Source organism: Micromonospora sp. DT231 (genome assembly GCF_049847025.1).
Classification (GTDB): domain Bacteria; phylum Actinomycetota; class Actinomycetes; order Mycobacteriales; family Micromonosporaceae; genus Micromonospora.
Genome location: NZ_JBNCNO010000001.1, coordinates 379,085 through 394,952 on the forward strand (window position 1 = coordinate 379,085; position 15,868 = coordinate 394,952).

Genomic DNA, 15,868 nt, shown 5'->3' on the forward strand with positions numbered 1-15,868 from the left:
CCTCCGGTGTCCACGCTAGGCCAACCGGTCCCTACCGGCCAGGAGCGCTGGGCCGCTCGCGGCGGGGGCACAGTGGACCGGCGGCCGAGGGCGGCGGCGAGCGCGGCCTATCGCTGCCCGGGCGGCCCGCCGGCCCAGAGCGCGGCGACGAAATCGTCGGCGCTGATGGTTGTCGGTCGGTCGCTGACCTGACCGTCGCCAAGTTCGATCACGCGCCAGATGCCGTCGTCTCTGCGGGCGAGGTCGACGGTGACGAACGGTAGGTCGAGGGCGGCGATCAGGGGGGTGAGGGTGGTGAGGTCGATGCCTGGGGGTGGGAGGTCGTCGGGGCTGTCTGGGTGTGCGCCGACGAGTACGCAGGCGCCCCCGATCCACCAGGTGCGTACCTCGGCGGTGGTGAAACGCTCGAAGGCGCGCAGGACGAAGCCGCCGGTGAAGTCGTCAGCGCGGAGCTCTCGGAAACGGCTGGCCACCCGCCAGGCGGGGGAGGGGTCGGTGAGGTCGGGGATGAACGCCGCCTCGTGCCAGTGGTGTTTCATCGACTTCGTGTAGTCGCGCAGCACGGCGGCGCCGCTGCCGAGCCGTGCCCGGGCTTCGTCGAACGCGGTCCGTTTGGCGCCTGTCGTCCAGGTGGAGGTGGGGGTGACCGGGGCGAGGCGGTCGTACCAGCCGGGGAGTTCGTGGGCGCGGCGGTACTGCTCGGCGCTGGTGCGCAGGGTCACGCCGCGGGCGGCGAGGGCGTCGGCGAAGCCCGCGTACCTGTCGCTGCGGAGCATCCACCCGCGGTAGACGGCGACGCCACCGGCGGGCACGGCCGTGACCGCGGCCTCTGGCTCGTCGCCGGCCAGCGCGTCGTGGTCGACCACCGCGACGTCGATCCCGGCGGCGCGTGCGGCGTGCGCTTCGGGTGCGAAGTGGTCGTCGGGCCGGCGCGGCCGTAGGGGGTTCGCGGGGACCAGCAGCAGCATCCGACCATCGTGCCGCAGTTACGGCAACGGGCTCCACCCGAGATTCGATCGGCCCGGCCGGTGGGCACGCCAACGGCGGCGACCACGGTACGTCGTCCCCGTGTCCCGCTAGCCTGGTCACGGCACGGGCGGTAGCAGACAGGGACAGACGATGACGCTGAACAGCACGGTGGCCGCGGCGATCGCCGAGCAGGCTCTGGCGGAGTTGCAACAGGTGCCCTACCCGGCACTCGTGCCGCTGCTCGACGACAGCAGGAAAGCGGTCGTGACCGGTGCCGACGGCAGGCAGTACCAGGTGGTGACGTACGCGTTGCCGGATGTGGATGACTGCGTGCGTGTGGTCGTCGCGGTCGACGACGGCGGACGATCCGCCTTCAAGCCCCTGGTCCGCGACATCATCGTCGCCCCCTGACGGTGCGACCCGGACCACCGGGCGGGTCAGGGACGGCGGTTGGCTCTGACGACCACGTCGTGGATCGAGGCTGCGTGGCCGCCGTGCCCCGGCAGGGCCCGGTGCGACTCCCGAGCGGTCACGACCTGCCAGACGAGCGGGTCGAGGCGCGCGGTGATGTCGGCGGCTGTCACCGAGGCCGAGGCGGGCGGTCCGGTCTCGTCGTGCCCGTGCCCGGTGCCGGAGGCGTGATCCTGGTGGTGGAGGTGGCCGACGATGAGCAGGGTGCCGGCGGGGGCCACCCAGGACGCGATGCGGTCGTAGAAGTCCAACTGCGGCATGGCGGGATGCGCGTAGTGGGTGGTGACCAGGTCGTACCGTGTGTCCGGCTGCCACCTGGCCAGGTCCGCCTCGACCCACCGCACCCGGGCGGCGACGCCGCTGGCGGCGGCGCGCTCGGCCGCGCGGGCGAGCGCCGTGGTCGCGATGTCCGCCGCGGTGACCTGCCAGCCGCCGGTGGCGAGCCAGATGGCCTCGGCCCCGGCGCCGCAGCCCGCGTCGAGGGCCGTTCCGGGCGATAGGTCAGCGATCTCCCGTACCAGGTGCGGATTGGGCTGGCCGGCGGCCATGGCGGCGGCACGATCGCCGTCCCAGATCCGGTCCCAGTAATCCTTGTCGAACGAGTGCGTCATCAAGGGTCTCCGTTGGTGGTAGGGACGCGGCCGGCGCGTCCACAGCCGCTCAACAGTGACCAGTAGCGGACCGATCCGCAAAACTTCTTGCCAAATGGCAAACTGGGGCCATGGACGAGTCGACTGACCGGACCCTGGACGCCGTCGGGCCGAGGCTCAAGCAGCTACGGCAGCGCCGCGACATCACCCTCACCGACCTCGCCGCGGAGACCGGCATCTCGATAAGCACCCTCTCCCGGCTCGAGGCCGGCCTGCGGCGCCCCACCCTCGAACAGTTGCTGCCGCTGGCCCGCGCGTACGGCGTCACTCTCGACGAACTCGTGGACGCGCCGCCGACCGGCGACCCACGCGTCAACATGCGCCCGCTGCCCACCAGCGACGGCTTCACTGTCGTGCCGCTGACCCGCCGACCCGGAGGCATCCAGGCCTACAAGTTCGTCCTCCCGACCGGGCGCGACGACGCCGAACCCGACCTTCGTACCCACGAGGGTTACGACTGGGCCTTGGTCCTCAACGGCCGACTCCGGCTCGTGCTCGGCGAGCACGACCTCATCCTCGAACCCGGCGAGGTCGCCGAGTTCGACACCCGCACCCCGCACTGGTTCGGCGCCACCAGCTCAGGCCCTGTGGAGTTCCTCAGCCTCGTCGGCAAGCAGGGCGAACGCGCACATGTCCGCGCCGCCCCCCAGCGCCACGAATCCAGTTAGAGACGCGTACGCAGGCAGGCGACGGCCTGGCGGCGCGTGAGGTCGACGACGACAAGCCTGCCGCTCTCCTCCCACACGGTGAGGGTGTCGGCGTGGCGTCGCACGCCGATCGCGCCGACGGAGGGCGGAAACACCACGCGCAGGTTGCCGTCGGCGATCTCCACGGTGGTGTCGGTGGGGCGGTCGACGCGCATGCCCCCGCCGGTCAGCAGGGTCGGCTTCGCCTCCACCATCCGGGTCGGCGCACCGTGCCCCCGCACCTCGTACGTGTCGGTGTGCTCGTCGTGGCGGGTGGTGATCAGCGCCGAGGAGGCGAGCAGCGCGACGCTGGCGAGGCCGTCGAGGTCGACAGGTCGGCGCATCCGCAGCATGAGCGCGGGCAGGTCCCAGCGCCACACCTCGGTGTGGTCCGCGTCGGCGCCCGGTTGACGGGTGATCCGGAGCAGCGCGGCGAGGCTGGTCGGGCTCCGGGCGATGTCGAGCACCGCGATGCCGGGGTCCAGTTCGCGCCACGTGACGCGGGGGACGTCGGCGGTCAGGTCGACGAACGCGATGCCGTCGTCGTCGACCACGGTGAGCAACGCGCCGTCGTAGCTGGGCAGCACGTGGTGCGCCGTGATGGCGACGGGTGGCCGCAGCCGGCGGGTGCTCAGGTCCAGGGCGCGGACTTCGCCGGAGGTGCCGCGCCGTGCGACGAGCAGGACGTTGGCGCCGTGATCGGCGACGACGAGTTGGTGTGCGGGTACGTCCCACCGGGCCCGGGTGCGGCCGTCCAGGCCGATCAGGCGTACCCCGAACTCGCCGTGTGCGGTCAGGATGGCGCGGCCGCACGTCGACGGCGCACCACATATTGTGCCGGCCGGCGTCGTGGACGTTCCGCGATGTTGTGCCGGCCGGCGTGGACGTACCGCGCCGACGTCGGGTGTCACGCGTCGCGGCGACGGAACGTCAGCGCGGCCAGGATGAGGGCGCCGAACGTCCACGCGATCGTGGCGGCGGCGCCGTGCGACGGGTCGAGGGCTGCGGTGTCCGGCAGGTAGGCAGCGCTGGCGGTGGACCCGGCCCGCAGCAGCGGTCCGGCGACGAAGTACAGCCCGAGCAGCAGGATCGCCGCGGACACGGCGCTGCGGACGACGCTGCCGACCGCCGCCGCCAGCAGTGTGGTGAGCGTCAGGTACCCGGTCGCGCCGGCCGTCCAGCCCGCCCCGTCGGCCGGCAGGGTGCTGGTGGCCGCCGTCGCGGCGGCCACCGGGAGCGTCAGCGCGGCCAGCGCGAGTGCCTTCGCCGCCTCCAGGGGCAGACGGCGGGGCATCGCGAGCAGTGTGGTCCGGATCTGGTCGCCCTCCTGGTACTCGGACGTGGCCGCCAGCACGCCGAGCACCAGGAAACCGGCCTGGGTGTAGCCGAGCGGACCCAGGGCTGCGTTGTCGCCGAGACGATCACCGCGGGACTCGGCGGACGCGTACGCGTACGTCAGCAGGACGGTGGCGGCCCAGGTCAGCAACGCGGTCCGGCGCAACGACGGCAGGGTCAGCAGTTTGCGCAGTTCGGCGCGGGTGGCGTTCACGCGTCGCGCCGCTGGAACAGGACGGCCCCGACCGCGAGCAGCGCGAGGATCCAGGCCGTCATCACCAGGCCGGCGGTCACCGGCGCAACCTCGACGGGGAAGTCCGCGCCGCGGATGAACATCTGCGCCCCGACGATGTCCGGTAGGTAGGAGGCGAGGTCGGTGACCTTTGTCAGCAGGTACGAGACGGACACCACGGAGCTGTTGATGATCAGCAGTGTCAGCGGCACGATTCCGTTGCGGGTGATGAGCGTGATCGCGTACGCGAGGAGCGCGGTAAGCGTCCAGTAGAGGATCGCGGCGGCGATGCGCGTCGCGGCGGGTACCGGCGCGTGGTCGCCGTGCAGCACCTGGGTGAGGGTGAGGGTGGCGGCGGCGGTGACCGCCGCCTGTGCCGCGACGACGAGCACGAGCGCGGTGGTCTTCGCCGCGAGCAGCCGCAGCCGGTTGGGCACCGCGGCGAGGGTGGCCGTGAGCTGGCGGGCGCCGGGGGCGTCCCGAGCGGTGGACGTGTATTCGCTGCTCACCACGATGACGCCGAGGACCATCGGACCGATCAGGCCGATACCCAGGTCGTTCAGGCCCAGGTCGGACGTGTCGGTGAGGGTGCCGTCGGCGATCGCGCGGCGGGTGTACGGCGCGTTCAGCAGGACGACCACGGGAGCGATGAGGGTGCCCAGCACCAGGCCGATCCAGGCGGTGGGCAGGCCGAGCAGCTTGCGGATTTCGGCGCGGACCAGGTTCACCACGGGCCACCCGCCTCGGTGGCGGTCAACGCGAAGAAGGCGTCCTCCAGGGTGCGGTGACCGCCGGTGACGTCGGCGAGCCTGCCGTGGGTCACGACCCGACCCTTGTCGATCACCACGACGTCGTCGGCGATCTCCGCCAATTCGCCCATCAGGTGACTGGAGAGCAGGACGGTGCGGCCCTGTGCGGCGCTGTCGCGCAGGAATCCGCGCATCCAGCGGATCCCGGCCGGGTCGAGCCCGTTGACCGGCTCGTCCAGGACCAGCACCTCCGGGTCACCGAGTAGCGCGGTGGCGAGCCCGAGCCGGCGGCTCATGCCCAGGGAGAATCGGCCGGCGCGCTTGCGTGCGTCGCCGGTCAGGCCCACGGTCTCGAGGACCTCGTCGGCGCGGGAGTCCGGCAGGCCGTTGCTGGCGGCCACCCAGCGCAGGTGGGCACGGGCCGTGCGGGCCCGGTGCGCGCCGCTGCCGTCGAGCAGGGCGCCGACAGTCGTCAGCGGGCGGTCCAGTTTCCGGTACGGGTGTCCGCAGATCAGCGCGGTGCCGCTCTGCGGGCTGTCCAGGCCGAGCAGGATCCGTAGCGTCGACGTCTTGCCGGCGCCGTTCGGACCCAGGAAGCCGGTGACCCGGCCGGGTCGGGCCTCGAAGGTGACGTCGTGCAGGATCCGCGTCCCGCTCTTGGTCTTGCTGACGCGATCGATCGTGATCATGGGTCGAGTCAACAGGTGAGCCGACCCGCACACATCGGACCGTTCTCGGATCCCCGCGGCCCGGTCGGTCCACGGACCGTCAGACCCTGGTCTGAGAACTACAGTCGGGGAGGTGAACGTCCACCCGCGCCCCTCCGGACGGTCCAGGATCGTGCCGGTGGTCGCCGTGGTGGCCACCGTGCTGGTGATGGCCATGTGCACGGTCGGCACGCAGGGCCCGCTCGCCGTCGTGCTGCCGCCGCTGATCGTCGGTGGCGCTGTCGCGGCCGCGGTGTGGGCGGTGCGGCGGTCCCGCGCGGACCGCACCGCCTACGAGTCGCGGCTGACCGCCTGGGCCGCGTCCGAGGCGGTGCTGGCCGAACGGTTGCGGATCGCCCGCGACCTGCACGACATCGTCTCGCACGGCCTGGGTCTGATCACGGTCCGCGCGGCGGCCACCCGGCACCTGCCCAAGCCGGCCGAGGTGCAGGTGGCGCTCACCGACATCGAGGACGCGAGCCGGCACGCCACCGCCGAGCTGCGCCGCATGCTCACCGTCCTGCGGGAGCCGTCCGCCGCCGGCCGCCGTGCGCCGGTGGACAGCCTCGACGACCTGCCCGACATCGTGCACGCGGCGTCGCTGGCCGGGATTCGGGTACGGCTGACGGTCGAGCAGCTCGGCCCGGTGTCACAGGGCGTACAGGTCGCCGTCTGCCAGACCGTGCGGGAGGCGCTCAGCAACGCCGCGCGGCACGCGGGACCGACCGACGTGCGGGTGTCGGTGCACCGGGACGGGACCCACGTGGTGGTCACGGTGGCGGACACCGGCCCGTCGGTCGACGGTTGGCGAGCGTCGCCGGGCGCCGGCCACGGGCTGGCCGGGCTGCGGGAACGGGTCGGCAGTCTCGGCGGCGCCCTGTCGGCGGAGCCTGTCGACGCGGGCTTCCGCCTCACCGCGCGGATCCGGGACGAGGCGGCGTGAGCGACATCCGGGTGCTGCTGGTGGACGACCAGGCGCTGCTGCGACACAGCCTCGCCATGATCATCAACAACGAGCCGGACCTGGCCGTCGTCGGCGAGGCCGGTGACGGCGCGCGGGCTGTGGCGTGCGCCCGTACCACCCGCCCCGACGTCGTCCTGATGGACGTTCGGATGCCGCACCTGGACGGCCTTACGGCCACCCGTCGCATCTGCGCCGACCCCGCCCTGTCCACCGCCCGCGTCCTGGTCCTGAGCATGTTCGAGCTCGACGAGTACGTATACGAGGCGTTGCACGCGGGAGCCTCGGGTTTCCTGCTCAAGGACGCCCGCCCCGACGAGCTGATCGAGGCGATCCGTCGTACCCACCGAGGTGAGTCGCTGTTCGCGCCGTCGATCCTCACCCGGCTCGTCGCGCACTACGTCACGGCGCCCCGACCCGATCGGCCGACGCCGGCACTGCGGCGGTTGACCGGCCGTGAGGTGGAGGTGCTGACGCTCATCGGTGGCGGCCTGTCGAACGACGAGATCGCCACCGCCCTGGTGATCTCGGTGAAGACGGTGAAGACGCACATCACGCACCTGATGGCGAAGCTGGCCGTACGGGATCGGGCGCAGCTCGTGATCGCGGCGTTCGACGCGGGCCTGGTGCGGCCACGCCGCTGAACCCGACGGGTCCTGGGTCAGCTAGGGCGTGTGAGGATCACCTGGCCGAGTTCCTGGGTGCATCGGGTCAGCGCGACGTAGAGGCCGTTCCAGCCACGCGGTTCGGCGGCGATGCCCTGCGGGTCGACGAGGAGTGTCGCGTCCCATTCCAAACCCTTGGCCTGGGCGGCGGTGAGCACCGGCACGTCGCTCAGGACTGCCAGGAGTTCGGTGATGCGGTCGGCGGGGGCGACGATGCCGACCGTGCCGCCACGCCACCGTTGCCGAAGCTGTCGCACCGCCTGGGCGGCGGCGCCGGCAAGCTCGGCGGGTGTGGTGGTGAGCTCCCAGGGGGCGATGCCGGAGGAACGCACCGCCCGTGGTGGCGCGTTGTGGCTGCCAGCTCTCGTCAACACCGGCCCGGTGAGGTCCATGACCTCACGCGGGGTCCGGTAGCAGATGGTCAGTTCCGCGGCGGTCCAACGGTCTCCGAAGACTGCCTGCACCGCCTGTGCCCAACTGCTGTGCCGGTGCGCCGCCTCCGCCTGGTCGATGTCACCGACCGCGGTGATGGAGCGACTGGGACAGCGCCGTACGACCATCTGCCACTGCATCTCGGACAGCTCCTGCGCCTCGTCGACACAGACATGGCCGTACACCCAGCCGCGCTGTCGGCGGGCGCGGTCGGCGACGAACTCGCCCTGGGGTTGCGGGGCGTCGACCTCGCCCAGCAGGTCGGCGAGAGCGTCGAGCAGGGCGATGTCGCTGGATGCCCACTCGGCTGGCTCGGCCGAGACGGCGGTGATCTCCGCCGGGGACAGCCGCGGTGCGAACCGGGCCAGCAGGGTGGGGTCGGTCAGGAGAGCACCCAGCAGGGCCTCGGCGTCGAGGGTGGGCCACCAGGCCTCGACGAACCGGGCGATGCTGGCGCTTCCGGCGATCCGCGAACGAAGATCCTCGACCTCCTCCTCGGAGAGCACGCCGTTGACGTCGCTGCCGGTGGGAGCCCGGCCGAGGTGGTGCTCGCGCGTGAGGTCCCGGTCGACGCGGGCGAGGATGTCCTCGAAGCCCTCCTCCATCTCTTTCATCAGTGTCTCGCGCTGCTCGACGACGGCGTCGGCGAGGAGGTGGTGCAACTGCTCGGCGAAGACCGCGCGGGCGCGATGGTACGGCCGGCCCTGCACCGCCGAGGCGAGCGCCTGCGCCACCGTCGCGGCGGCGATGGCGTAGAACTCGCCCTCCCAGCGCAGCTTCAGCTCACGGGGCCGGGGGAGCAGCGACGTGACGTAGCTTTCCAACGCGGGTTGCCAGAGGGCCCGGCCCTTGATCTCGGCGAGCTGCCGGCTCTCGTCGCGGGCCACCCGGATTCCCGGCAGCAGGGTGTCGCAGGTCGCCGAGACGACTGCGGTCTCACCGAGCGCGGGCAACACCTGGGCGATGTACTGGAGGAACCGTGGCGAGGGGCCGAGGACCAGGACCGCCTGCTCGGCCATCGCCCGGCGGGCGAACAGCAGGTACGCGACGCGGTGCAGGGCAACCACGGTCTTGCCGGTGCCGGGGCCGCCCTGAACGATGAGCGGGCCGGTCGCCTCGGCCCGGATGATGTCGTCCTGCTCGCGTTGCAACGTCGCGATCGCCGTCGACATGTGGCCGGTGCGCCGCCGGTCGAGGGCGGCCAGGAGAGCGCCCTCACCGACGAGTTCCGCCGACAGGGTCCCGTCCAGTGGCTCGTCGTCGACGCCGACGACTGTCGATCCGGTCGTCCGGATGTGCCGGCGACGTGCCTGGCCCTGGGGGTCGACAGCCGTCGCGGTGTAGAACGGCCGAGCCGCGGCGGCACGCCAGTCCACGAGCAGTGGCTCACTGTCCTCGCTGTCGTCGCGCAGACCGATGCGGCCGACGTGCAGCACCGTGCCGTCGAGGCCGTCGAGGCGGCCGAACACCAGTCCGTCCCGTGCTCGCCGTAGCTCTTCGTACTGTTGACGGAGCATGCGCTGTCGGGCCTGTTCCACCGGGTCCAGGGCCTCGGCGGAAAGCTCCACCCGGAGGTGGTCGACCAGCCTGTCGCGCCGGGCCGTGGCCAGGTCGAGAAACGTCTGTTCCTCGGCGACCGCGGATCGGCGGGCGACGTCCTCCGCGGCGGCACTCGGCGGTGCGCCGTCGGAGGTCCCCTCGCTGAATCCAGCAGTGCCGTTGTGCGGAGCAGAATCCTGGCGCATTCGCAATCCCCGTGCTTGTGGTCCCCGGGCCGCGGATGAGCCCGCAGCCTATTCCCGGGCGAGCATAGAACTCATTCTCCTCGTCGGCCAGAAGATCTGTCGCCAGAGACGGGAATCTCAATGCCTTGCGAAAGGTGGCCTCAGTCCATCTGTATTCGTTTTGACATTTCGGTGATTACCTGATCTGAAGGCGGCCACTCCTGTCGGCTCGGGCGGCCCTCGCTGCCAGGGCTGGACCGGCACCGCCAAAGCCTTACGCCACAACGCATACCGATCGCCCGCGATCCTCGGCGTCATCCCACCCCGGAGACCCGATATCTCCCACACCCGCACGGTTACGCTGTCGCCGCCGGTCTGGTGCCGGGAGCGAAGCGGAACTGCACTGCCTCCATCAGCGAGCGCCGACGGGTGTTGTGGAAGGCCGCAACCCGCCAGCCCTCTGGTCGGCGCACCAGGGTGTAGGTCTGGATTTTGGAAAGGGCGTGCCGGCGGCGGCCCTTGTGGGTGTCGCCCCGGCCGACCACGACCGCGATGTCGGGGCCGAGGAACGTGGTGCTCAGAGTTTCCGAGGCCATCCGGGTGCCCTTGGTGAAGGCACGGAACAGGGCACGGTGGCCCTCGGTGATGTCGGCCCGGCCGTGGTAGAGGGTGCCGACGAATGTCACGTACGACGCGTCCTCGGTGAAGGAGCGTCCGAACGCGTCGGCGTCGGCGGCGTCCCAGGCGCGCGCGATCGCGTCCATGACCTCGGCGATCGCCGCCAGGTCGGCGGAGCGGTCGGGATGGCTCATGGGTCTTCCTTCCGGGTCGTCTGCTGCCGATGCCTATATTGGCTCCGTACAGGCAGAATCTGCATGCACGCAACATCTGCACGTGTGCAGAGATTAGCGCAGAAGGAGTCGTCACGCCATGGCCGACGCCACGCCACCGCCGGGTCTGCCCGCAGGGGCCCATGAGTCGCTCCAGCGCTATCTCGACGCGGTCACCGCACACACGCAGGCTGCGGCGGACGCGGCGGGGCTGCACACCACCGACTGGGCGGCACTCAGCGTCCTGAATCTTGCCGGCCGGCTGGCCTCCGGCGAGCTGGCCGAGCGCACCGGACTGACCACCGGCGCGACGACCCGGCTGATCGACCGGCTGGAACGGGCCGGGCACGTACGGCGAACCGCCGACCCGACCGATCGGCGGCGGGTGCTTGTGGAACCCGTCCCCACGCTCGACGTGGACACCATCGTCGGCCCGGCCCGGCAGCGGCTGGGCGAGCTGTTCCAGCAATACCGGCCAGAGGAGTTGGCGGTGCTGTTCGACTATTTCGACCGCGCCGCCGATGCGCTTCTCACCGCCACCCGCGAGGTGCGCGCGCATACGGCCCACCGCAGCGGCCGGCTCTCCTGAGACGAAGACGGGCACTAGCATTCCCCGCGTGATCGAGGAGCTGATCGAGAAGGTGGCCGTCGAGGACGACGAGGCCATCGAGGAACTGTCCGCCATCGCGGACACGGACCCGCAGAGGCTGGCCCCGCACCTCGGGTACCTGCTCGATCGGGACGTGCTGTGGCCGGCGACGTTGTACCGGGCGGCGGAGGTCGACGTGGTCCGCCGGGTCATCGAGCGGATCGACGGCGGCACCACGCCGGACGACCTCAACGAGCTCCTCCTCATCCTGGCGCACACCGCTCACCCGCTGGCCGAGAGCGCCCTGCGTCGCTGGACGACGCAACCGCCGGCCGGCGCGGAGGACCTGCACGTCAGTGCGCTGGGGTACGCCGAAGAGGCCGGCTGGACGATCGGCCCGGACGGCAGCCGCCGGGATCTGTGCGGCGGCACCGCGTACCAGTGGGTCATGCGCGAGACGCCGCCACGCGCGGACCGGCCCACCTGCCCGTGGTGCGCGTCGCCGTTGTGGATCGCCGTGGATCTCGACACCGCGGAGCCTGCCGTCGGCGCCGCGCTGGCCCACACCGGCTGGTCCGGCCGACTGGTCGTGGAGACCTGCCATTTCTGCGTTTGCTACACGACGCTGTACAGCCAGGTCACGCCGGCCGGCACCACCACGTGGTGGCCCGGCAACATCCGCCCGAGCTACATCGGTTCCACCGAACCGGAGGATCCGCCGACGCTGGCGCCGATCCTGGGTCCGGCTCGGAAGAGTCCCTATCAGGCGAGCGCGTGGGATCGGGGCGGTTCGACCCTGGGCGGCGCGCCCGAATGGATCCAGGACGCCGAGCACGCCGACTGCCCCGGGTGCGGCCAGAAGATGGACTACGTGGGTCTGGTGGGCGGCGCGGACCTGGACGACTACGGCGAGGGTGCCCACTACCTACACCTGCACCAACCGTGCGGGTTCGCCGCCGTGAACTACCAGCAGAGCTGAACCCCGCAAACGCTCGCGGGTTCGCGGCGGACGGTGGGAAGCCTGCCATCACGTTGTCCGAACGACCGTCCGCGGACGTGGTGTCGTGTCGGTGTCCGTCGGACGTGTGGTTGCCATGCTGGACAGGCCCATGGCCAGTCGGGTCAGGGCCAGTGCGGTTGCCAGGGCGACCACGGCGATGATGGCGTGACCGAGGTCCGGTGCCCACAACTGGAGCTTGGCGAGGTCGGCGCCCTGCCAGAAGGACGGCACCTTGGCGGCGCCGGCCGCCACAGCGGCGGATCCGCAGGTCCAGGCGGTGGTGGCGATGATGGAACGGACGCGCGAGCGGGCCGGCGGGATGGTGCCGTGCCGGAGTCTGCGGATGAGGCGGGTCCAGGACCAGACCAGGGCGGTGATCAGCACCACGGCGACGCCGAGCAGGCCGGTCAGCACCCAGACGTGAACCGGGTCGGCGGCGGCGGCCGTGGGTGTGCCCCCGTGCAGGATGCGGGCCAGATTGAACGCTCCGGCGCTGAGCGGAGCATCCATCGGCAGACCGTAGATGTTGGTCATGATGATGACGGCCAGGTTCGACTCGGGTGCGAGCACGAGGTGGGTGAAGTAGTCCGGGGTCGCACCGGCGTGCCAGACGATGCGGGTGCCGACGCCGTCGAGGGTGCTGTTCCTCCAGCCGAACCCGTAACTGCCGTGGCCCGTGGACACGGTGCCGGTGTGCATCTGTTTCGTGCTGTCGGCGCCGAGAATCCGGGTGTCGCCGTAGCGGCCACCGTTGAGCTGCGCGATCGCGTAGTGGGTCAGGTCGTCGAGGCTGGCGGCGAGGAAGCCGTACGGCACTCCGGCGGTGTCGAACGGCGCGGCGAAGCGCCGCGGCTGGCCGAGGTAGTAACGGTGCCCGGCCGGGATTCCGACCGCGCGGGCCTCGTCGACGGTGGCCGCGGACTGCGTCATCTGTAGCGGGTCGAGCACGTGACGGCGCAGGTACGCGCCGAAGGTGCCGCCTGTGACGTCCTCGACGAGCGCGCCGAGAATCATGTAGTTGGCGTCGCTGTACTCGTAGCGCTGCCCGACGGCGGCGGCGGGTCGCAGCGTGGCCAGGTCACGCACGGATCGGGTCAGGCCACCAGGTTGGTTGTCGTACCTGTCGGTCAGGCCGGTGCTCCAGACCTCCGGTAGGCCGCTGGTGTGGGTCAGCAGTTGCCGGACGGTGACCGTTCGGGCGGTGTGCGCGTCAGCAAGTGTCAGCCAGGGCAGGTAGGTGGACGCCGCGGTGTCGAGGTCCACACGGCCGGCCTCGACCAGTTGCGCCACCGCGAGCGCGGTGAACGACTTGCTCGTCGAACCGAGCAGGAACGGTGTCTGTGCCGTCATCGGACGGCCGTCACCGTCGACGCCCCAGGCGCCGCTTCGGAGCACCTTGTCGCCGCGTACCACCGCGTACGCCAACCCGGGTGCCTTGATCTGCTCCAGGTAGGCGTGCAGGTAGTCCTCGCCGGCGGCCAATTCGTCACCGGGCGCGGCGCGGTTGAGCACCGGGTCGGCGGCGGCCGGCGCGGCCGTTGTGGCCAGCACCGTCAGGCAGCCGGCCACCGTGACCAGACGCCCGGCCAGCCTTCGTAGTCGGGTGTGTTGGCTCATGTCGCACGTCCCTTCCGCTTCAGCCGATCTGGCTCAGGAGCTTCTCCAGCGCGGCCAGCCGATGCCTGACCTCGCCGAGCTCTGCCCGCACGCGCGTGAGTTCGTCGGCCATGGCCTGGCCTCCGTCGGCGCTCCGCTCGGCCAGCAGCCGGTAACCCTCCTCCCGCGTTGCGGCGTAACGGGCGCGATAGAGGCCAAGCCCGACGAGACCGGCGACGACGATCACCGTCGCCACGATCACCGCCGAGGCGATGGTGGAGGTCTGCGCGATGTCCATCGCCATCTGCTGGGTCATTGCTCACTTCTCCTGTTCTCTGGCCGGCTCCGCGCCGGTCAGGGTCTGCGCGGCCAGCGCGACCGCCGCCAGGTCCAGGGACACCGTGAACGGCGTGGCCTGGAAATACTTCACCGAGCTGCCGTCCGGTGCGGTGACGAGTTCACCGGTCACCAGATCGGCTGCCTCCAACTTCTGCAGGTGCATGTAGAGCAGCGGTCGGTTCATCTGCAGCCGCCGTGCGAGTTCGCTGACGTAGGTGCGACCGTGGCTGAGGGCGGCAAGGATCCGCAGTCGGTGCGGGCTGGCCAGCGCGGCCATCAGTGACACCAGCTCGTCACCGGTCCGCGGGGGGCCGCTCATCCAGGGATCCCTTCTCGGCACGGGTGTCAGAATTCCCTGACATCGGGGGTGTCAGGGAAGTCTGACACCGGGCGCCGGGTGGTGTCAACGTGGCCCCGTCACGCGGTTCACCGAGCACCGTGTGCGGGGAACTGGACGCGTCGGATCGTGACGGGCTGTGCGGGCCGCCCGGTAGGTTGCCCACATGTCATCGACCCCGACGCCACTGCTCCCCGAAACCCGACGCGCGCTGCTCCACCGGCTGGCCACCGGCCAGGCGGAGGGTCGGGCGCCTTCGGTCGTCGCTGCCGTGGTGCGTGACGGCCGTCCGGAGTGGATGGACGGGCGCGGAACCGTGGACGGCAGGGTGCCGGATGGCAACCTCCAGTACCGGATCGGCTCGATCACCAAGACCCTCCTGGCGGTGCTTGTGCTGCGCCTGCGCGACGAGGGGCGACTCGCGCTCACCGACCCGCTGGCCGAGCACCTGCCGGGCACGGCGGCGGGCCAGGCCACGATCGGTGCACTGCTGGGGCACACCGCAGGGCTGATCGCCGACGCGACCGGCCCGTGGTGGGAACGAACCCCCGGCGCGCTGCGACAGACCCTGGCCGACGTGCTGGGCAGCGAACCGCAGGTGCATCCGGCCGGGCAGCGCCACCACTACTCCAGCGCCGGTTATGCCCTGCTCGGCGCGCTGGTGCAGCGGGTTCGGGGTCAGGCGTGGGGCGAGGTGCTGCGGCGCGAGGTGCTGGAGCCGCTCGCGATGACCCGCACCACCCTGCTGCCGGTCGCGCCGCATGCCACGGGCTGGGCGGTACATCCCTGGGCCGATGTGCTCCTCGCGGAGCCCGCCGTGGACACCTGTCTGATGGCGCCTGCCGGGCAGCTGTGGTCGACCGCGACGGACCTGGCCAGGTTCGCCGCGTTCCTTCTCGACGGCGACGACCGGGTGTTGCATCCGGACACCGTCGCGCAGATGCGCACCCCGGCGAGCCCACCGGAGGCGACGGACTGGGACAGCGGCTACGGGCTCGGCATGCAGATGCTGCGCCGCGACGGCCGGTTGTTGGCCGGGCACACCGGCTCGATGCCGGGCTTTGTCGCGGCCGTGTGGGTCAGCCCCGACGACGCGTTGGGCGCTGTCGTCATGGGTAACGTGACCGCCGGCCTGTCCGCCGGTGCTCTCGCCGCCGATCTGCTGCAGACGGTCGCCGAGCGGGAGCCGCGGATCCCCGCGTCGTGGCGACCACTGCCCTCGGTCGACCCACAGCTACTGGATCTTGCCGGCCCGTGGTACTGGGGGCCGGCCCCTTATGTGCTGCGCCCGCAGGCTGATGACGTCGTGGAGTTGGCCTCGCTGTCCGGCGGGCGCGGCACCCGGCTGCGCCCCACCGGCGACGGCGACTGGGAGGGGATCAACGGCTACTTCGCCGGCGAACGACTGCGCGTGCACCGCGACGCGGCGGGCGCCGTCAGCCACCTCGATCTTGGCACCTTCGTCTTCACCCGGCAGCCCTACGACCCCGCGGCGCCGGTGCCCGGCGGTGTCGACCCGGCCGGTTGGCGGGCCGGCTGACAAGCGCCGGCGCCGGTCCTCCAGAAGGCACTGTGCCTCCGCGAGGGCGGTCCGAC

General features: G+C 71.5%; 18 protein-coding genes. 7 read left to right on the forward strand and 11 right to left on the reverse strand.

Translation table 11 applies throughout. The annotated features are described in order from the left end of the window. Nucleotides 1–107: 107 nt before the first annotated feature. The gene (locus tag ACPXBU_RS01545; protein WP_425755816.1) at nucleotides 108–968 is read right to left on the reverse strand and encodes an ATP-grasp domain-containing protein; all 861 of its coding nucleotides are present in this window, start codon (nucleotides 966–968) and stop codon (nucleotides 108–110) included. A gap of 151 nt (nucleotides 969–1,119) precedes the next feature. Here ACPXBU_RS01545 and ACPXBU_RS01550 point away from each other — a divergent pair, with 151 nt between their 5' ends. Continuing rightward, nucleotides 1,120–1,380 carry a hypothetical protein gene (locus ACPXBU_RS01550; protein WP_393368434.1) on the forward strand — a complete coding sequence of 87 codons (261 nt, stop codon included), beginning with the start codon at nucleotides 1,120–1,122 and terminating at the stop codon, nucleotides 1,378–1,380. A gap of 26 nt (nucleotides 1,381–1,406) precedes the next feature. Here the strand turns inward: ACPXBU_RS01550 and ACPXBU_RS01555 are convergent, their stop codons facing one another. Then, on the reverse strand, nucleotides 1,407–2,051 hold the full coding sequence (locus ACPXBU_RS01555) for a class I SAM-dependent methyltransferase (RefSeq protein WP_425755818.1): 645 nt from the start codon (nucleotides 2,049–2,051) through the stop codon (nucleotides 1,407–1,409). A 110-nt stretch (nucleotides 2,052–2,161) separates the two neighbouring features. On the opposite strand from ACPXBU_RS01555, the gene ACPXBU_RS01560 reads away from it, so the two are divergent. Next, a complete protein-coding gene (locus ACPXBU_RS01560) occupies nucleotides 2,162–2,758 on the forward strand; it encodes a helix-turn-helix domain-containing protein (protein ID WP_425755820.1) in 597 nt (198 codons plus the stop codon). Here ACPXBU_RS01560 and ACPXBU_RS01565 read toward each other — a convergent pair. Genes ACPXBU_RS01565 through ACPXBU_RS01580 form a run of 4 tightly spaced genes read right to left on the reverse strand, consistent with a single transcriptional unit; the run spans nucleotide 2,755 to nucleotide 5,781 of the window. After that, nucleotides 2,755–3,687 (reverse strand): hypothetical protein, encoded by a 933-nt coding sequence (locus ACPXBU_RS01565; RefSeq protein ID WP_425755821.1) that lies wholly within the window; start codon nucleotides 3,685–3,687, stop codon nucleotides 2,755–2,757. The two genes, ACPXBU_RS01560 and ACPXBU_RS01565, sit on opposite strands and share 4 nt — an antisense overlap. Beyond that, nucleotides 3,684–4,325 (reverse strand): hypothetical protein, encoded by a 642-nt coding sequence (locus tag ACPXBU_RS01570; protein ID WP_425755823.1) that lies wholly within the window; start codon nucleotides 4,323–4,325, stop codon nucleotides 3,684–3,686. Before ACPXBU_RS01570 ends, ACPXBU_RS01565 begins: the two co-directional genes overlap by 4 nt. After that, nucleotides 4,322–5,071 carry a hypothetical protein gene (locus ACPXBU_RS01575; protein WP_425755824.1) on the reverse strand — a complete coding sequence of 250 codons (750 nt, stop codon included), beginning with the start codon at nucleotides 5,069–5,071 and terminating at the stop codon, nucleotides 4,322–4,324. The genes ACPXBU_RS01570 and ACPXBU_RS01575 overlap by 4 nt, the downstream gene beginning before the upstream one ends. Then, complete coding sequence (locus ACPXBU_RS01580) at nucleotides 5,068–5,781, reverse strand: ABC transporter ATP-binding protein (protein WP_393368450.1); 714 nt, start codon at nucleotides 5,779–5,781, stop codon at nucleotides 5,068–5,070. Before ACPXBU_RS01580 ends, ACPXBU_RS01575 begins: the two co-directional genes overlap by 4 nt. A 112-nt stretch (nucleotides 5,782–5,893) precedes the next feature. Between ACPXBU_RS01580 and ACPXBU_RS01585 the strand changes: the two genes are divergently transcribed. Next, on the forward strand, nucleotides 5,894–6,742 hold the full coding sequence (locus ACPXBU_RS01585; RefSeq protein WP_425755826.1) for a sensor histidine kinase: 849 nt from the start codon (nucleotides 5,894–5,896) through the stop codon (nucleotides 6,740–6,742). Next, nucleotides 6,739–7,404 (forward strand): response regulator transcription factor, encoded by a 666-nt coding sequence (locus tag ACPXBU_RS01590; RefSeq protein ID WP_357239979.1) that lies wholly within the window; start codon nucleotides 6,739–6,741, stop codon nucleotides 7,402–7,404. The genes ACPXBU_RS01585 and ACPXBU_RS01590 overlap by 4 nt, the downstream gene beginning before the upstream one ends. A 17-nt stretch (nucleotides 7,405–7,421) precedes the next feature. Here ACPXBU_RS01590 and ACPXBU_RS01595 read toward each other — a convergent pair whose 3' ends face one another. Both ACPXBU_RS01595 and ACPXBU_RS01600 read right to left on the reverse strand, forming a co-directional pair. Continuing rightward, a complete protein-coding gene (locus tag ACPXBU_RS01595) occupies nucleotides 7,422–9,602 on the reverse strand; it encodes a HelD family protein (RefSeq protein ID WP_425755829.1) in 2,181 nt (726 codons plus the stop codon). A gap of 335 nt (nucleotides 9,603–9,937) precedes the next feature. After that, entirely contained in the window at nucleotides 9,938–10,393 is a 456-nt protein-coding gene (locus ACPXBU_RS01600) for an SgcJ/EcaC family oxidoreductase (protein ID WP_425755831.1), read from the reverse strand. A 118-nt stretch (nucleotides 10,394–10,511) separates the two neighbouring features. Between ACPXBU_RS01600 and ACPXBU_RS01605 the strand changes: the two genes are divergently transcribed. Both ACPXBU_RS01605 and ACPXBU_RS01610 read left to right on the forward strand, forming a co-directional pair. Further along, a complete protein-coding gene (locus ACPXBU_RS01605; protein WP_425755833.1) occupies nucleotides 10,512–11,000 on the forward strand; it encodes a MarR family winged helix-turn-helix transcriptional regulator in 489 nt (162 codons plus the stop codon). A 28-nt stretch (nucleotides 11,001–11,028) separates the two neighbouring features. After that, complete coding sequence (locus tag ACPXBU_RS01610) at nucleotides 11,029–11,979, forward strand: hypothetical protein (RefSeq protein WP_425755835.1); 951 nt, start codon at nucleotides 11,029–11,031, stop codon at nucleotides 11,977–11,979. A gap of 48 nt (nucleotides 11,980–12,027) precedes the next feature. Here ACPXBU_RS01610 and ACPXBU_RS01615 read toward each other — a convergent pair whose 3' ends face one another. Genes ACPXBU_RS01615 through ACPXBU_RS01625 form a run of 3 tightly spaced genes read right to left on the reverse strand, consistent with a single transcriptional unit; the run spans nucleotide 12,028 to nucleotide 14,254 of the window. Next, nucleotides 12,028–13,617 (reverse strand): serine hydrolase domain-containing protein, encoded by a 1,590-nt coding sequence (locus ACPXBU_RS01615; RefSeq protein WP_425755837.1) that lies wholly within the window; start codon nucleotides 13,615–13,617, stop codon nucleotides 12,028–12,030. A gap of 19 nt (nucleotides 13,618–13,636) precedes the next feature. Continuing rightward, nucleotides 13,637–13,912: a hypothetical protein gene (locus ACPXBU_RS01620; protein WP_393368458.1), complete on the reverse strand. Its 276-nt coding sequence runs from the start codon at nucleotides 13,910–13,912 to the stop codon at nucleotides 13,637–13,639. A 3-nt stretch (nucleotides 13,913–13,915) separates the two neighbouring features. Continuing rightward, on the reverse strand, nucleotides 13,916–14,254 hold the full coding sequence (locus ACPXBU_RS01625; RefSeq protein WP_425755838.1) for an ArsR/SmtB family transcription factor: 339 nt from the start codon (nucleotides 14,252–14,254) through the stop codon (nucleotides 13,916–13,918). Between the two features lie 184 nt (nucleotides 14,255–14,438). On the opposite strand from ACPXBU_RS01625, the gene ACPXBU_RS01630 reads away from it, so the two are divergent. Further along, nucleotides 14,439–15,812 (forward strand): serine hydrolase domain-containing protein, encoded by a 1,374-nt coding sequence (locus ACPXBU_RS01630; protein WP_425755839.1) that lies wholly within the window; start codon nucleotides 14,439–14,441, stop codon nucleotides 15,810–15,812. Nucleotides 15,813–15,868 lie beyond the last annotated feature (56 nt).

What these genes read in the sequence shown, in the direction of transcription:
- ACPXBU_RS01550 (WP_393368434.1), top strand. Translation starts at nt 1,120, where the DNA reads ATGACGCTGAACAGCACGGTGGCCGCGGCGATCGCCGAGCAGGCTCTG.
- ACPXBU_RS01555 (WP_425755818.1), bottom strand. Translation starts at nt 2,051, where the DNA reads ATGACGCACTCGTTCGACAAGGATTACTGGGACCGGATCTGGGACGGC.
- ACPXBU_RS01605 (WP_425755833.1), top strand. Translation starts at nt 10,512, where the DNA reads ATGGCCGACGCCACGCCACCGCCGGGTCTGCCCGCAGGGGCCCATGAG.
- ACPXBU_RS01630 (WP_425755839.1), top strand. Translation starts at nt 14,439, where the DNA reads ATGTCATCGACCCCGACGCCACTGCTCCCCGAAACCCGACGCGCGCTG.
- ACPXBU_RS01595 (WP_425755829.1), bottom strand. Translation starts at nt 9,602, where the DNA reads ATGCGCCAGGATTCTGCTCCGCACAACGGCACTGCTGGATTCAGCGAG.
- ACPXBU_RS01600 (WP_425755831.1), bottom strand. Translation starts at nt 10,393, where the DNA reads ATGAGCCATCCCGACCGCTCCGCCGACCTGGCGGCGATCGCCGAGGTC.
- ACPXBU_RS01545 (WP_425755816.1), bottom strand. Translation starts at nt 968, where the DNA reads ATGCTGCTGCTGGTCCCCGCGAACCCCCTACGGCCGCGCCGGCCCGAC.
- ACPXBU_RS01625 (WP_425755838.1), bottom strand. Translation starts at nt 14,254, where the DNA reads ATGAGCGGCCCCCCGCGGACCGGTGACGAGCTGGTGTCACTGATGGCC.
- ACPXBU_RS01620 (WP_393368458.1), bottom strand. Translation starts at nt 13,912, where the DNA reads ATGACCCAGCAGATGGCGATGGACATCGCGCAGACCTCCACCATCGCC.
- ACPXBU_RS01580 (WP_393368450.1), bottom strand. Translation starts at nt 5,781, where the DNA reads ATGATCACGATCGATCGCGTCAGCAAGACCAAGAGCGGGACGCGGATC.
- ACPXBU_RS01615 (WP_425755837.1), bottom strand. Translation starts at nt 13,617, where the DNA reads ATGAGCCAACACACCCGACTACGAAGGCTGGCCGGGCGTCTGGTCACG.
- ACPXBU_RS01560 (WP_425755820.1), top strand. Translation starts at nt 2,162, where the DNA reads ATGGACGAGTCGACTGACCGGACCCTGGACGCCGTCGGGCCGAGGCTC.